This is a genomic window from Chryseobacterium sp. NRRL B-14798, from assembly GCF_050470705.1.
Classification (GTDB): domain Bacteria; phylum Bacteroidota; class Bacteroidia; order Flavobacteriales; family Weeksellaceae; genus Chryseobacterium; species Chryseobacterium cupriresistens.
Map to the genome: position 1 here is coordinate 2,590,504 of NZ_JBFLUL010000005.1, position 16,332 is coordinate 2,606,835.

Consider the following 16,332-nt stretch of genomic DNA (forward strand, 5'->3'; position numbering starts at 1 on the left):
TTATTTTGAAATTAGGAATTGAAGTTCGGCTCCCGTTTGATTAAGCTTTTCCAGCTGATCAATATAATCTGCTTTGGTTTTTACGGCCTGATTCACAAGTATGACCCAGTCCAGATAATCTATTTCCCCCACTTCCATCTGTTTCTGAGCCGTTTTTAGAATAGTTTCAGATTTTGGAAGCTGTTTTTGGTCATAATTTTCGATGATCTGCTGTTGGTTCATATAGGTAGTCAACTGTTGTTTCAATCTGTTTTTAAGTTCAATTTCTTTTCTCTGGTACTGATTCTCGGAGATGGCTATTTTTGCCTGTGCTGCCTTTGCCAAAGCTCTCTGTCCTTTGGTGAATAGTGGAATTCCTACTCCTATCTGAACCGAATTGAACCGATTATTATTGATGTTTTTCATACTTTGATTGGTGTATCCTATAAGAAGATCCGGAAGCAGCCTGCTTTTTTCAAGCTGTACTTCTGCCTCTCCTACTTTGATCTGCTGCTGCAGATATTGAAGCTCAGGATGCTGTTGTACCATTTCTTCTGAAATCTGTAGACCAATATTCATCGTGGGACGATCGGCAACTGGTTGGTATGGAACCTCTGACTGAAGTAATAACTGAAGCTGAAGTTTTGCAATATTCAGGTCGTTTTCTAACGTATTCAACTGTACTTTGATCTGTTCTTTCTGGATTTCTGCGGTGGATTCCTCCAGAATATTCGCTTCTCCCTTTTTTAATCTTAATCCGGCTTTGTCTGCAAAATTATTGTAAAGCTGGCTGATGTATTCAAGCACTTTTTTCTTTTCCTGAAGCACCAGTATCCTGTAGAAAACACTTGTTACTTCCTTGGTAAGCTGTGTTTTGGTCAGATTCTGACTGATAACACTTGCAGACCATTCGGCATCCAGCATTTGTTTTCTTTTTGAATACACTGTTGGAAAACTGAATCTTTGAGTGATTCCGAATGAATTATCCGTTTCCTCGCCCTGAATCTGGCCAAATCCTCCGGTAATTTCCGTTTGTGGAATATCCAGATAACTGGATTTCAGTTCTTCCTGATACTCTGATACCAGTTTTGAATTTTTAAGCGTTCCGTTCTGCTGATAGGCTTTTTCCAAAGCCTGTTGATAAGTGATATTTTCCTGGGCCTGATAGCTTCCAAAGGAGATCATCAGTAAGAAAACAGACAGTTTTTTATAGTTGGTTTTTTTTGAGAATTTCATTTTATCTTTATTAATATGTTCAAAGAGGACGTATAAAATTGGAAGGACAAACAAGGTTAAAAGGGTGGCAAGCATCAATCCTCCGATGACTACGGTGGCCAGAGGTCTCTGTACTTCTGCTCCTGCACCGTTGCTGATGGCCATGGGAAGAAACCCCAGAGAAGCTACAAACGCAGTCATTAGAACCGGGCGAAGCCTGATTTTTGTACCCATGAGTACAATTCTGCTGGTGTTATTTATTCCGTTCTTTTTCAATCGGTTAAATTCTGATATCAAAACAATTCCATTAAGTACGGCAACTCCAAATAAAGCAATGAATCCTACCCCGGCGCTGATGCTGAAAGGCATTCCTCTCAATGCCAGAAAATACACCCCTCCTATCGCAGATAATGGAATAGCAGTATAGATTAACAAGCTGTGTTTTACAGAACCGAAAGCAAAGAATAAGAGCAGGAAAATCATCACTAACGAAATAGGAACTGCGATTCCCAGTCTGGCTTTGGCTTCATTTAAGTTTTCAAAAGCTCCTCCATAAGAAATGGTGTAGCCCGGTGATAATTTCAGGTTTTTATCTGCTTTCTGCTGAAGTTCTTCCACGATACTCTGAACATCTCTTCCTCTCACATTAAAACCTACAATAATCCTTCTTTTAGTATCTTCCCTCTGGATCTGGTTCGGACTGTTTTTAAGCTCTACTTTAGCCAATTGTGACAAAGGAATCTGTTCTCCTGAAGCAGTAGGAATCAAAAGATTCTGGATGCTGGTAATATCTTTTTTATGTTCATTATCCATTCGGACAACGATATCAAACTTTTTCTCACCTTCATATAAAGCGCCTGCAGTTTGTCCGGCAAAAGCCATATTAATTACCCTGTTGATATCCGCCACTGAAATATTGTATCTGGAAAGTTCCGAACGGTTATAATCAATCACAACCTGCGGAGCACCTACTACTGGTTCGATATATAGATCCTGAGCACCTTTTACGGTGTTGATGATGCTTCCCATCTTTTTTGCATAGGCGGCAAGGCTGTCCAGGTCTTCACCATAAATCTTGCAGACTACATCCTGCCTTGCTCCGGTCATCAGCTCATTGAAACGCATCTGTACAGGAAATTGAAAACTGGTTGTCAGCCCCGGAATAATGCTTAAAGCTTTGCTCATTTTGTCAGAAAGCTCAGAAAATGTCGTTGCAGAGGTCCATTCCTTTTTAGGCTTTAAAACGACGATCATATCTCCGGAATCCATCGGCATAGGTTCTGTGGGAATTTCTGCACTACCAATTTTCATGACTACTTTTTCTACTTCAGGAAACTGTGTTAAAAGAATATGCGCCGCCTGTGTGGTGGCTTTCTTGGTTTCATTGATATTACTTCCCTGAAGAATTCTCATTTCGACAGCAAAGTCACCTTCTTCCAAAGATGGTATAAATTCTCCACCCATTCTGGAAAGCGTAAAAACAGAACCTGTAAACAGGATTAGCACGCCAATAATGATAGTTTTTCTGAATTTAAGAGCTTTCATCAGTAATCGCTGATGTCCGGTTTCCACTTTACCCATGACGCGGTCCGAGATGTTTTCTTTTTCTTTTTTCTTTCTGCTTAATACCAGAGAACTCATCATCGGAATATAAGTCAGGGAAAGAATAAATGCTCCGATCAGGGCAAAGGCAACAGTTTGAGCCATAGGCTTAAACATTTTTCCTTCAATTCCCTGCAGGGTAAAAATCGGAAGATATACAATTAAGATAATAATCTGTCCGAAAACTGCACTGTTAACCATTTTGGTCGCAGAGCCTGAAACCTGATCATCCATTTCTTTTTTGGTGAGCATATTGTCTTTCCCAAAGTGCTTTTTATGGTCAAGCTGATGCAGTACGGCTTCCACAATAATGACAGCACCATCTACAATAAGACCGAAATCCAGCGCTCCAAGGCTCATCAGATTTCCTCCAACCCCGAAAATATTCATCATAATAATGGCGAAAAGCATGGCCAAAGGAATAACGGAAGCCACCAGTAATCCTGCTCTAAAATTTCCTAAAAATAATACCAGAATGAAAACAACGATCAAAGCCCCTTCCATCAGGTTTGTTTTTACAGTACTGATGGTATTGTTCACCATTTTAGCGCGATCAAGGAAAGGCTCAATCACCACTCCTTCCGGTAAGGACTCCTGAATTTTTTCCAGTCTTTGTTTGATATTTCCAATCACGACATTGGCATTTTCTCCTTTCAGCATCAGAACAATTGCTCCTGATACTTCTCCGGTGTCATTATAGGTCATAGCACCATATCTTGTCGCATAACCGATCTTGACAGACGCTACATCTTTAATATGCACGGGAATTCCTTCTTTAGTTTCCGCTACCTGAATGCTTCCAATATCTTCCGTACTTCCCACAAGTCCTTCGCTGCGGATAAACAGAACGGTTTCTTTCTTTTCAATATATCCACCTCCGGTATTCTGGTTATTCTTTTCCAGTGCTGCAAAAACATCATTGATGTTGATGTTAAATGCCTGTAATTTATTAGGATTAATGGCAATTTCATACTGTTTCAGTTTTCCTCCGAAGCTGCTGACATCCGCCACACCTTTTGTTCCCAAAAGCTGTCTTCGGACCACCCAGTCCTGGATCGTTCTGAGCTCCGTTTCATCATATACATTTTCGTAACCCTTTTTGGCCCTTACCACATATTGGAAAATCTCTCCCAATCCGGTTGAAATAGGACCTAATTCCGGTTTACCGATTCCGGCAGGGATATTGTCCTGAACAAGCTGTAAACGCTCCTGAACCTGCTGTCGGGCCCAATACACATCTGTCTTGTCATCAAAAACTACCGTCACCAATGACAGCCCGAAACGTGAAAAGCTTCTCAGCTCTGTAATTCCGCTGATATTGCTGGTAGCCTGCTCGATAGGAAACGTAACAAGACGTTCTATATCTGCTGCACCATAAGAAGGAGCAGTAGTAATGATCTGAACCTGATTATTGGTGATGTCAGGCTGGGCATCAATGGGAAGTTTAGAGGTTTCATAGACTCCAAAAAGGATGAGAGCTACTGTAAACAGAGCAATGATGAGTTTATTCTTTACAGAAAACTCAATAATTTTATTTAACATGGAAAAACTATTAATTGATAATCCGGAATGCTTTATAAAAGCTGAAATGCTCCCAAAACTTAAAGTATCAAAACATGCATTTGTAACTTCTTTGGTTAAGGCTTAAGCATCAATACAATGCATTACGAATTAATTGATATGTAACAAAAATTCACTGCTTTAGGTAAGAACATAAAGCATTAATTTTCAATGTGAAGTTGATTAAGAAAGCCGCGGTGGCTGGAAAATCTGAGAAAGGTATTGGTTGGAAAAGTCTTTTTCCTTGTAAATACTGCTTTTCTTTGAAACAGTAATTTCCTTAGGTTTTTTTATTTCAAATGAAAGTTCCGGAAGCTGGGCATGTACAGTCAGTACGATAGGAGGATTGATAAAAGGCAGTTTCTGATCGGTATCCCAGTCTGAATCCTGTTTGTGATTATCATAATGTTCCATTACAAATTCTGAAAGACTTCCGTGGTATTCCATGAAATGTTCCACAAACATAGGCACTTTCAGTACTTCCCCCGCATTGGTGGTAGCCAGCACATACATCATTGAACATAATATGGAGAACCATTTTAACATGAGTGCAAATATAGGGCTTAAATTTTTTCTGAATGGGCTTTAGTATTAATTTTTTGAGAATTTTAGCCAGTTTAAAAGCAGTTTAAATAAATAATAACTCGTCGTAAAAATGTTAGGTTTATCAAACAAAAAATCAAAGCCTTGACTTTAGTCTGCTCAATGTCTCCTGTGAGATATTAAGATAGGAAGCCACCAGTTTGTTGGAAAGCCGGCGTACAATAATCGGATTTTCTTCCAGTAACTGTTTGTATTTTTCAAGAGCATCCTGCACCATAAAAGACATCAGCCTTTTAGTGTTGGCAATACAGGCAATTTCAATATAAATTCTGTAAAATTTTTCCCATTGAGGAATAATGTCCAATAAATGATAAAAATCCTGATGGGTAATATAATAGACCTCTGAATCTTCTACTGCCTGAAGAAGTTCATCAGAAGGTTCCGAAGTAATAAAGGTATGAAGCGCTGTAGCGAACTGATTTTCAAAAGCAAAATATCTTGTAGAATCCTGCCCTTCCTTATTAATGTAAAATATCCGTAAACAGCCTTTTACAACAAAGAATGTTTTTTTGGGAGAATGAACATTGGTAACGAGAAGCTCGTTCTTTTTTAATTTGACAGGTTTGAAGTAAGAAAGAATAACTTTCAATTCTTCATCTGTTATTGATATTTTGCTTTTAATATATGAAACTAATACGTCTTCCATTTATTTAAATCAGTCACCGCAAATGTAGCAATAAATATGTTAAAACTTATTGCTGTTCCTGCTTCTTAAGTGCTTTCAGAAGTTTTTCCTTCCGGTTACCCTGCTCTCCAATAGGAACAGGTGTATAGGGCTTGGGTGTCCCATTTCAGGTTTGTTTTAAAATAGGTGCGAAGCTCATGTACAGTAGTATATTCTGCAGCGATGTAAACATATTCTTTCAATACACCTGATGGAAACTGAACAGATTTCACCACTTCGGCAAGCATGCTTCCCTGCTCAGGATGAAGATTGTACAGCCATTCAACTGAAATATCAGCTGCAGAACAAAACATAAGCTCATCCTCTTTACCTGCCACTTCCAATATTATTTTTGCTCTTACGTAGGAAGGAAACTGTTCTGCGATGGCACAGATCACAGGCAGAGCCGTTGCATCTCCTGCCATCAGATAAAAATCAGCATCCGGAATTAAAGGTTTTGTGCTTTCTTTCATTCCTATTTCCAATACATCACCTGGATTGGCCTTCAATGCCCATGCAGAAGCTGGTCCGTTGTCACCATGGGCGACAAAATCAATGCTTAATTCCCGGTTTTCCAGATCAATCTTTCTGTTGGTGTAGGTTCTGATAAGTGGCGTACTTCCCTTTTCAGCCGGGACAAAAATTTTATTATTAGAACCAGAGCGTACATGAGACAGCAATTCAGCCTGGCTATCATCAATATCAAATATCACACGGATAAGATGTGGTGTAAGATATTGTTTGTTTTTAACGGTAAATACAGAATGTATTTTTTTCGTTTCTTTTACTTGAGATATTAGGGAATGTTCCATTTTTATTTTTTGTTAAACAGTAAAATAATCATTGCAATCACACAGCTGATGCCTCCGAAGAGATAAACGGTCTGGTAATCAAACCAGCCTGCAATTAATCCTGCAATAGGCCCCGCGAGACCTAATGAAAGGTCAACAAATGCGACATAGGCTCCTAGTGCTGTTCCTCTCATCTGTGGCTTTACTTGTTGAATGGCAAGAACTCCCAAAGCCGGAAAGACCAATGAAAATCCTACTCCCGTCAATCCACATCCGATAATGGCCAATGTTTTGGATGCAGAGGTCCAGATCAGCATTTGTCCAGCCACTTCGATAATCAGAGAGATTAAGGCTATTGTAAAGCCACCGTATTTATCCGGAAAAGATGCAAAGAGAATTCTGGTCAGCACATAACATGCTCCCAAAACCATAAAGGGCAGTGAAGCATCACCCCAGTTTTTTTGGGAGAAAAACAAGGCAATAAAAGAAGCAATACATCCAAAAGCCATTGATGAAAAAGCAAGGCTCAGACCCTGACCCGATATGGTACCAATTACTTTGTAGAAAGGCATTCTTACATGATCTTTATCCACGGGAATAGAAGGAAGTTTTGCTGTGGAAAGCCAGCTTACCAGCGGAAGTAAGGCAATAAGAAGAAAAGCAGGAAAAATATTGTATTCTTTACTTAACCAGATACTAATGGGAGCTCCGATTGCAATTCCTGCATACATCGCGATACCATTCCACGTCATTACTTTGCCTGAGCTGGAATGGCCTGCGAGGCCTATTCCCCAGGTTAATGCACCGGTAACCAGGAAACTTTCGCCAATCCCATGAATAATTCTTGCTATCAAAAGGAAGGAAAGGGCCAGGAAAGGATGCGCCTGAAATAATACAGCCATTATATAAAAAATCCCGGCAGCAATGGCTAATATTACTCCCGACATTTTACTTTGCTTGGCACCTCTGGTATCTGTAATTTTTCCGGAATAGGCTCGGGTTAAAAGTGTAGACAATGACTGCAGTCCGATGACAAGACCTACAATAATACTGTCAAAAACTAAAGTGTTCTGAACAAATCCGGGAATTACTCCCAAAGCAATTCCTATGGTAAGATACACTCCAAATACCGAAATGATAATAGGAACAATCGCCTGATAGAAAGTAATAGTTGGTCCCTTTTCTAATGTTGTACTCATAAATTTTGTTTAAAATATTCGGGTGCAAAGGTCTCCGAACAATCAACACAAAACTTTGATCTAAGTCAAAAAAGGTACAGCCATTTAATCAAAATCCAGAAAACTATCAGTAAGCTGCTTCCACTGTATTTTTGCAATTCCCATCATTCCCCCTATAGCAATCGCGAAATTTCTGATGACATCCAGAAACTTAGCATTTCGGTTAGGTCTTTCATTTCGGCCGTATACAGCTGCTTGTAGATAATCGGTACTTCTGGATATTATGAAGGTTGAGCTGGCTGCAGAACTATAAAAATGAGCAATGTGACCGCTTTTCTTATTTTGAGGATTTACTGAAGGTTCGCATGTTATGGATAGGCTCTCTGAAAAACTATCCTCATAGAAACAGATATCTGTTATTTTTACCCAATCATATCCTTTTGCCTCTGCTTCTCCCGGGCCAGGAATATCAATCCGGATAAAATCTCCTATCAGAGGTTCGCGGTCGACAGGATCACCATTAAAATTATGCAGTTTAAATGCTGCAAATGCTTTCCCGCTGTAACTTTCCCATTGATTAACTGAAAAAAATCTTTTTTTTAATATTTCAAATTTTTCCGGAATCAGAGCCTGGTCAAATACTTTTCTGCTTTCCGTGTCATGAAAGCCTCCTGATTTTTGTGCAGGAACACCCTTAAGTATTTTTGGAATCATATTAGATTTTTAAGCAAAGTAGCATAAAAAACGTACAGAATTTATGCGCAGGATCATATAAATAGTTAAACAACTGTTTGAATACTAGCCGAGATAAGACATATTTTGACAATAATTCACTTTTTGGTATTTCTTCATTTTGGTTAAAAATCGTGTGTACAATTCTTCAGATGGCGAATTATATTTATTAGCATAGGTTTTTGTATTGCTAATTTCGGAATCTCAAAGAAATTAGGAAAGATTTAGGAAATAATTATTTTTTGATAAAATCCATAATTTTTAAAAAAAATAAGCTTATGATGTTTTGCATAACATGATTTTTGTTTATATTTGTGAATCGAAATAATTTTTTTTCATCATTTGTGTTTTTTTAAGGTCTCCATTCGTGGAGACCTTTTTATTTTCAATAATATCATAATTGAATATTGACTATTGAAGTGGAAAAATGGTGAAAATGTGAAATATTTTATTTTTCGATCCTGCTAATTGCTTTTGTTTAAGGGAATAGGATGAGTTTTATAATGTTAATAACTCTTCTTTTTGACAAATTTAAACTGTCTTTATACAGGTTTAAAACCTATTGAATGGTTTTAATAAAATCAGTCGGCCTGAACTTCATCACAGACTGAAAACTTCTGGTATAAGCCTGAACACTCTTGTATCCTACTTCATAAGCCGTCTCTGAAACCGTAAGACTCCCGGAGCTCAAATATTCCAGACTTTTGATGATACGAAGCATTTGCTGATATTTGCTTAAAGTAAGACCTGTTTCTTTTTTGAAAATACGCTCCAGAGTACGGAAAGATAAAAGCGCTGTATCACTCAGGTCTTCCATTTTGATCTCATTTCGGTAATGACTGTGGAGATGTTCTATGACTTTAGCAAGGCGTTTATCTTTAGGAAGACTGATATGAAGAGTCAGGGAATGTTCTACAAACCGTGGAAGTTCGTTGAACAATGCTTTCAGAAACAGGCTTTCATGATGATCTGGAGTCATCATCTTAGACCATTTCTCTGCATATTTTATCATTTCCTTTAAAACCGGAGGAACAGAAAATACCTTCACTTCTTGAGCAAAAGATTCTTGGATACTGATCTCCGCAAACATGATCATCAGTTTGATCTTTTCAGAATGGGAATTGGTTTTATGGACTGCATTTGGTGGGATCCATACGGCATGATTTTGAGGGAGGAGATAGATTTTTTCTTCGATAGTAATATACTGGAAACCACTCTCTACATACACGAGCTGCCCTTTCTGATGGTGATGCAGAACATTATCATGCACCCAGTTTTCTTCAAACCATACAAAATATGGTTTTTTGAGGTCATCTATTTTTATACTGTCATTAGCATTCATGTCGTTTCAGGTTAAAACTTTGGCAAAATTAAACAAAATTACTGTGCTAATTTTGTACAAAAATTTTTTATTATGATGAAGAGTGAAGTAAAAAAGAATGCTTCGTATGTTTTATTAATCATTAATGTTCTGGTTGTTATCTTGATTTCCAGCAATCTCCGCTCGCCGATTGTCGCAGTGGCTCCTGTTCTCGGAGAAGTAAGAGACGCTTTACAACTGGATAATTTTCAGGTGAGCCTGCTCACTTCTATTCCACTGTTTATGTTCGCTGCCTGTTCTGTACTGGTGAGCAGATTTTCTAATAAGTTTGGAATCAGTAAGCTTCTGATGTATTCCCTGATTATTTTAAGCTTCGGATTATTTTTGCGAATCACCGGATCTCTATGGCTTTTGTTTTTGGGTTCTCTATTTATTGGTTTGGGAATATGCATTGGAAATGTGGTTACTCCCGGATACGTTAAAAATAATTTTCCGAAGCAGATTGGTCTTATGACCGGAATTTTTGCTGTATCGATGAATCTTACCGCAGCTTTAGCTTCCGGATTCAGCGTGAAAATAGGAGAACTTACCGGATTGGGATGGAAAGGTTCTCTGGGAATCTGGCTGGTGATTGCCGCATTGGGTTTCCTGGTTCTATCATTGGAATTCATATTTAACAAAAGAAATCCGGCTCCATCTAAAACAACGCTTAGTACTTCAGATTTTAATATGTTCAAATCTGCCCAGGCATGGAATATCAGTATTTTTATGGGATTGCAGTCTTTATTTTATTATTGTCTGGTAGCATGGCTTCCTTCCTTTCTTGCTGACTTTCATATGCAGGGAGAAAGTTCGGGCTGGGTGTTCTTTGTGATTCAGATTACGATGATTCCTGTGACATTCTGCTGTCCGATTATTGCCAGTAAAATGAAAGATCAGAGACTTATGATCCTTTTCATATGTACCCTGATGTTCAGCAGTACAATGATGTTTGTCTTTCTGAAATCTCAGTGGATTTATGTGAATGCTGTGATTATCGGAATATCTAATGGATTGTCTTTCAGCCTGTCGATTCTGTTTTTTTCCACGAGAACGAAAAACAGCAGTAATGCGGTTAAAATATCAGGAATGGCACAGTCTGTCGGCTATCTGATTGCTGCTTTCGGTCCGCCATTGTTTGGAAAGCTGCATGATTGGGATATCTCCTGGAACAGTTCATTCTATCTGTTAAGCTGTGCTGTACTGCTGATGCTGTATTTTGGAATGAAGGCGGCAAGAAATAAATGTGTTGAGGATTAGGAAAGTTAAAGGTCAGGTTACCCGTCTTTTATTGCTGGACGCTACCCATTCTTCTTTTTGGCATCTTGGGCAGCTTCCGGCATTACCTGCTTTTTTATGCTCTGTATATCCGCAGAATATACAAGAATAATGTTTGTCTTCATGAATATATTGTAACGGATTATTTAATGAGTCTGGCATAATAGGAAGCCCGTATCTTACAGATTCTTCTTCTAAAAAGAAAACGCTGATCTCTCCTGATATTTCTTCTATGGCCATTTCAACCTGTCCAAGCTGCGAAACTCCTTTTAGCCTGAGTTCTGCAAAAAATTCGTCACTCCCGAGATTTTCTTTTTGAAAGTTTTTAATGGAGAATTCACCATTTTCTATCAGGCAGATGGACTTTCCTTCCACCAGATTTTCAAATTTTTTACTTTTTCCTATAAAATGGGTCACAATAGAATACAGGAGAATAATAACAATAAAAACTATAAGGGAAGAAATAATTCCGACATCCTTATTAAACATAGGATCTCCTGCTGCTGATCCCAGGCCGATAATGACTACCAATTCAAAGATTGAGAGCTGTTTTACCCCTCTTTTTCCTAAAATTCTAAGTCCGATGATAATAGCCAGAAACATAATCATCGTACGAAGAATGATCTCTAAAAGAAAAGACCATTCTTCATGTCCTAATAATAATTCTTTCCAATCAAGATTTAAGAGAAAAACTGACAGCATACACGTTATTTATCAGGGAATATTCAAAAAATAAGCCATAAAACCTATTTGTTTCATAGATATTTAAGGCTTACCTCTTCACCATCATCAAGTATAAAACATCTTCCCGCTATTCCGTTTTCATGGATCTTTTTCAGAATAAATTTTCTGTCTTCCCTGCAGTGGCTTAAGGCTTCCAGATGCGTTACCCAAACAGTGGATTCCGGAGCAGATTCACATACTTTTACGATATCTTCACTGGTCATAATAATAGGATCTCCTACGGAAAAAGTAGCAGCTCCACCCGCTACAATGATGTGCTGTGGCTGATGTTTGTCAATTTCTGCAGCAATTTCATCATACCAGATCGTGTCTCCTGCGATGTATACGGATTTATTGTCTTTTTTAAAAACAAAACCATTCACGATTCCCATTTTCTCTCCGATTTCCCCGGTTCCGTGCCGGCCTTTGGTTTTGGATATTTCAATAGTATTCCATTGAAGCTGATCCTTCAGAACGATGATATTGGTGAAGCCTTGTTCTGCAATCTGTCCTGAAATAACATCGGAACAGATGACCGGAATATTCTTGTCCAGGAGTTCAATAGCAGCAGCATCCCAATGATCAGGATGAAGGTGGGTAACAGCAACTGCGTCTACTCTTTCCAGCTTTTTCTTTAATTCTTCTTTATCAAAAGGCAGGTCTACAAGAGGATTTAGTAATTCACTGTCTGTCATGGGCATTTTTCCTCTGAAACCTTTGTCGCCGAGCATCGGATCTATCAGGATAGAAATTCCGTCAATATTAAGCAGTAATGTCGCATTGCGCCATAATTGTAATTTCATTTTGGGTATTTTTGTTTGACAAATGTATTACCAAATAACAGCAAAACAATCGAAGGTTACCAAAAAGTTAACCATAAATATTCAATTGACTTATGAATTTTGAGGAGTTTAAAAACTGTGGATTAAGACGAAGCCTGAATATTCTTTCAGGTAAATGGAAACCATTGATCCTGCACAACCTTTTTGAAGAAGACCGGGTACGCTTTGCGGAACTTTGGCGTTCTATGCCCCGTGTTTCCAAGAAAGTACTGTCCGAGCAATTGAAACAGCTGGAAGAAGACCGTATTATTGAAAGGATTGAAGTTTACAATTTCCCGCCGGAAGTCTATTATAAACTGACTGAAAAAGGCCGGAAGCTGGGCCCTATTCTTTTGGAATTGCATTCATGGGGAAATGAATTGGGATAAATTATTTTTAAATATTTTATATATTGTTGAAAATTACAATGTAATTTTAAGGACATAAAAACTAATAACAATCTTTACAAATGAAAAGAATCATTATTTTGATCTCCTGCGCAATAGGCACATGGGTAACTGCACAGATAGGGCCACCACCAACGATTCAAAGATCCAACACCACATCCCGCAGCCTAACTGTCAATTCAAGAAAAGGGACATTAATTGAGAAGAAAATCAGTAATTTAGGTAAATTTAAAAACCTGAATATTCAAAAAATTGTAACGACAGATGTTTCAGAAAATTCATCGGATACTTTTCTTGGAATTATGTATGAATATGAAACTTTTGATGAAATCTCCAAAAAGACACTCACTATTGACAAAAATGAATTGGGAAAACTGATTCAGGCTCTTCAGATGGTAGAACAGAAAGAAAACGAAAAAGCTGGCCAGGAAACCAGATATAAGTTTGTAACGACGAGTAATATTGAATTCGGAAGTGTTTACCGTGAAAAACTTTCTTCGTGGGTGAATTATATAAAAATTCCATCCAATCATTTTAATCAGAACTTACTGGAATTCAGTAAAGATGAATTAAAAGAATTGATAACTATTTTGAAGAAAGCAGAACAGGAAATTTAAAAAATACAGGTGCTTACATTCAACATAAAAACCTTATAGGTTTTCACAACCTATAAGGTATATTAAAAAAAATTAAAAATAATTATTACCGGAACGGATCGTTTATTCTCTAAACTGATCCAGCACCTCCGTAATATTCTGATAAACAAAATCCAATTCTTCTGATGTAATGCAGTATGGCGGAACCAGGTATATTACATTTCCCAACGGCCTCATGATAATCCCTCTCTGTAAGAAATCATTGTAAAGCTTCTTCCCTATTTCATTGAAATAAGAAGTATCATTCCCGGTTTTGAAATCGAACGCTAAAATAGTTCCGATCTGACGAACCTTTTCTACACGAGGATGTAAAGCAAGTGCTTTCACAAACTCTGAATGTTGATGAGTGATGCGGTTGATATTCATTTGAGTTTCATTTGTCAATAGTAATTCCATACTGGCAAGAGCCGCGGTACAGGCTAAAGGATTCGCTGTAAACGAATGCCCGTGAAATAAGGTTTTATAACGGTCTTCAGAAAGGAAAGCATCATAGATGTCATTGGAACAGGTAGTGATTCCCATGGGCATGGTTCCTCCTGTCAATCCTTTTGAAAAACACATGATATCCGGCTTTTCCGTAAGATAATCTGCTGCGAAAAGTTTACCTGTTCTTCCAAACCCTGTAAAAACTTCATCCTGGATCATGAGAACGCCTTCTTCTCTACAGAATTTCATTAGCTGGCTTAGGTCTTCAGCTTTATACATCAGCATTCCGGCAGCACCCTGAACTAATGGTTCATAGATAAAACAAGCGACTTCATCAGCTAATTCTTTAATCTGTTTCTGCAGACTTTCCAGGTTTTCTGCATTGGGTGTATCTATAAAAACAACTTCAAACAACATACTTTCAAAAGGTCTTGTCCAGAAGCTTTTTCCACTTACAGACATAGCCCCGAAAGTATCTCCGTGATAGGCATTTTTAAAAGCTAAAATCTTTGTTTTCTTTTTCTCTTTATTGTATGCATATTGAATACACATTTTCAAAGCAACTTCTACTGCGGTAGAGCCATTATCCGAATAAAAGACCTTTTCCTGACCAGCCGGAAGAAGTTTCAGTAAATTTTCTGAAAGCTGTACAGCAGGTTCATGGGTAAATCCGGCGAAAATCACCTGTTCCAGTGTATTCAACTGTTCAAAAACACGTTGAGCAATATAAGGATGAGAATGTCCATGTAGAGTTACCCACCATGAAGAAACGACATCCAGATATTTTTTTCCTTCGGTATCATAAAGATAAATTCCTTTTCCTTTTACAATAGGAATGGCATCATCAGCTGTTTTCATCTGGGTGTACGGATGCCAGTTGACCGTTTTGTCTCTTTTTTGAAGGCTGATTTCTTTTGTTATTGTATTCATATTTTGATGTAAAAAATAGAAATGAGTGATGGAGATGGATTTAACAATAATTTAGTTGAATATATTGAAATGTTGGATTGATCGCAAAGGCGCAAAGTTTTGTCATAGATTGCGAATATTTTAAGGCGCAAGAAAATCAAAGATTTTCAGCAAGGAATGTGTTATAATTTTCCCGTGGATTTTTTATATCATCTGTTTAATTTACACAATCTGCAATAGAATAAAAATTTGCAATGTTAAATTTTATCGTAGATAAAATCCTTGCGTCTTAAAGTATTACTTACTACAAAAGCTTTTGCGCCTTTGCGTTTTCCAACTTGTAGAGCAGTTTATAAAAATTCAAAAACCAATTTTATAATAAGCGCTATAATAAAAATAATCCAACTCATCACTCATAATTTATCATTTATAATTCATAATTATCTAGCAGCATGTTTCTTTTTTCATCATAGGTCTCAATCCTAAGGTCTGCAGCATCTGCATGTCTTCAGAAACTCCTGGATTAGGCGTTACCAATAAGGTTTCTCTTTCTCCCGTGAAAATGGAATTGGCTCCTGCCATAAAGCACCATGCCTGTTCTGTTTCAGTCATTTCTATACGTCCTGCGCTTAATCTCACCATGGAAGATGGCATTACGATTCTTGCTGTGGCAATCATTCTTACCATTTCCCAGGTATCTACTTTTTCATTATCGGCTAATGGTGTTCCCGCTACCCTCGCTAATGCATTGATGGGAACGGATTCCGGGTGTTTAGGCATTGTTGCCAACGTTAAAAGCATTGAAATTCTGTCTCTGTGAGTTTCGCCTAGTCCGATGATTCCTCCGGAACATACTGTGATTCCTGCCTTTCTTACATTATTGATCGTATTGATTCTGTTGTCAAAAGTTCTGGTAGATATGATTTCTTCATAATACTGTTCTGAAGTATCAAGGTTATGATTATAAGCATATAATCCGGCTTCCTGAAGTCTGATGGCCTGTTCTTCGGTAAGCATACCCAATGTACAGCAAACTTCAAGGCCAAGTTCGTTTACTCCTTTTACCATATCAATCACCCGGTCAAAATCACGGTTATTACGAACTTCACGCCATGCTGCTGCCATACAGAATCTTGAAGATCCCGAGTCTTTCGCTTTTTGAGCGTGAGCAATTACAGTTTCTGTAGGTAATAAAGCCTGTACTTTAATATCCGTGTGATAACGGGCTGCCTGTCCACAATAAGAGCAGTCTTCAGGACATCCACCTGTTTTGATGGATAATAAAGTAGATATCTGCACTTCGGAAGGATCATGCCATTCGCGGTGTATGGTGGCTGCTTTATAAATCAGTTCCATCAGAGGAAGGTGGTAAATCTCTTCGATTTCTTCTTTAGTCCAGTCGTTTCTCAATGTTGTTTTTGTATCCAT

General features: G+C 38.0%; 14 protein-coding genes. 3 read left to right on the forward strand and 11 right to left on the reverse strand.

The genetic code is table 11. The features are described from left to right. The 7 genes from AB1278_RS12125 to AB1278_RS12155 all read right to left on the reverse strand — a co-directional run bounded on the left by AB1278_RS12125 (position 1) and on the right by AB1278_RS12155 (position 9,666). Complete coding sequence (locus AB1278_RS12125) at positions 1-4,338, reverse strand: CusA/CzcA family heavy metal efflux RND transporter (RefSeq protein ID WP_429814579.1); 4,338 nt, start codon at positions 4,336-4,338, stop codon at positions 1-3. 201 nt (positions 4,339-4,539) lie between these two features. Continuing rightward, the gene (locus tag AB1278_RS12130) at positions 4,540-4,902 is read right to left on the reverse strand and encodes a hypothetical protein (protein ID WP_202840325.1); all 363 of its coding nucleotides are present in this window, start codon (positions 4,900-4,902) and stop codon (positions 4,540-4,542) included. A gap of 133 nt (positions 4,903-5,035) precedes the next feature. Further along, positions 5,036-5,605: a Crp/Fnr family transcriptional regulator gene (locus AB1278_RS12135; protein WP_062669523.1), complete on the reverse strand. Its 570-nt coding sequence runs from the start codon at positions 5,603-5,605 to the stop codon at positions 5,036-5,038. 95 nt (positions 5,606-5,700) lie between these two features. After that, positions 5,701-6,435: a siderophore-interacting protein gene (locus AB1278_RS12140; protein ID WP_429814582.1), complete on the reverse strand. Its 735-nt coding sequence runs from the start codon at positions 6,433-6,435 to the stop codon at positions 5,701-5,703. Positions 6,436-6,437: 2 nt separating this feature from the next. After that, a complete protein-coding gene (locus AB1278_RS12145) occupies positions 6,438-7,613 on the reverse strand; it encodes an MFS transporter (RefSeq protein WP_429814585.1) in 1,176 nt (391 codons plus the stop codon). 84 nt (positions 7,614-7,697) lie between these two features. Continuing rightward, the gene (locus AB1278_RS12150) at positions 7,698-8,306 is read right to left on the reverse strand and encodes a hypothetical protein (protein WP_202840321.1); all 609 of its coding nucleotides are present in this window, start codon (positions 8,304-8,306) and stop codon (positions 7,698-7,700) included. Between the two features lie 577 nt (positions 8,307-8,883). After that, entirely contained in the window at positions 8,884-9,666 is a 783-nt protein-coding gene (locus tag AB1278_RS12155; RefSeq protein WP_429814588.1) for an AraC family transcriptional regulator, read from the reverse strand. 72 nt (positions 9,667-9,738) lie between these two features. Between AB1278_RS12155 and AB1278_RS12160 the strand changes: the two genes are divergently transcribed. After that, positions 9,739-10,944, forward strand: a complete 1,206-nt coding sequence (locus AB1278_RS12160) for a CynX/NimT family MFS transporter (RefSeq protein WP_429814591.1) — start codon at positions 9,739-9,741, stop codon at positions 10,942-10,944. Positions 10,945-10,956: 12 nt separating this feature from the next. Here AB1278_RS12160 and AB1278_RS12165 read toward each other — a convergent pair whose 3' ends face one another. Together AB1278_RS12165 and AB1278_RS12170 are read right to left on the reverse strand one after the other, a co-directional pair. After that, on the reverse strand, positions 10,957-11,664 hold the full coding sequence (locus AB1278_RS12165; RefSeq protein ID WP_429814594.1) for a DUF421 domain-containing protein: 708 nt from the start codon (positions 11,662-11,664) through the stop codon (positions 10,957-10,959). A gap of 53 nt (positions 11,665-11,717) precedes the next feature. Further along, entirely contained in the window at positions 11,718-12,488 is a 771-nt protein-coding gene (locus AB1278_RS12170; protein WP_429814597.1) for an MBL fold metallo-hydrolase, read from the reverse strand. Positions 12,489-12,580: 92 nt separating this feature from the next. Between AB1278_RS12170 and AB1278_RS12175 the strand changes: the two genes are divergently transcribed. Both AB1278_RS12175 and AB1278_RS12180 read left to right on the forward strand, forming a co-directional pair. Then, positions 12,581-12,895 carry a winged helix-turn-helix transcriptional regulator gene (locus AB1278_RS12175; protein WP_429814600.1) on the forward strand — a complete coding sequence of 105 codons (315 nt, stop codon included), beginning with the start codon at positions 12,581-12,583 and terminating at the stop codon, positions 12,893-12,895. An 80-nt stretch (positions 12,896-12,975) separates the two neighbouring features. Then, positions 12,976-13,530, forward strand: coding sequence for a hypothetical protein (locus AB1278_RS12180; RefSeq protein WP_429814602.1), 555 nt, complete (start codon positions 12,976-12,978; stop codon positions 13,528-13,530). 102 nt (positions 13,531-13,632) lie between these two features. Here AB1278_RS12180 and bioA read toward each other — a convergent pair whose 3' ends face one another. After that, complete coding sequence (bioA, locus tag AB1278_RS12185) at positions 13,633-14,925, reverse strand: adenosylmethionine--8-amino-7-oxononanoate transaminase (protein WP_429814605.1); 1,293 nt, start codon at positions 14,923-14,925, stop codon at positions 13,633-13,635. A gap of 423 nt (positions 14,926-15,348) precedes the next feature. Then, on the reverse strand, positions 15,349-16,332 hold the full coding sequence (gene bioB / locus AB1278_RS12190; protein ID WP_202840309.1) for a biotin synthase BioB: 984 nt from the start codon (positions 16,330-16,332) through the stop codon (positions 15,349-15,351).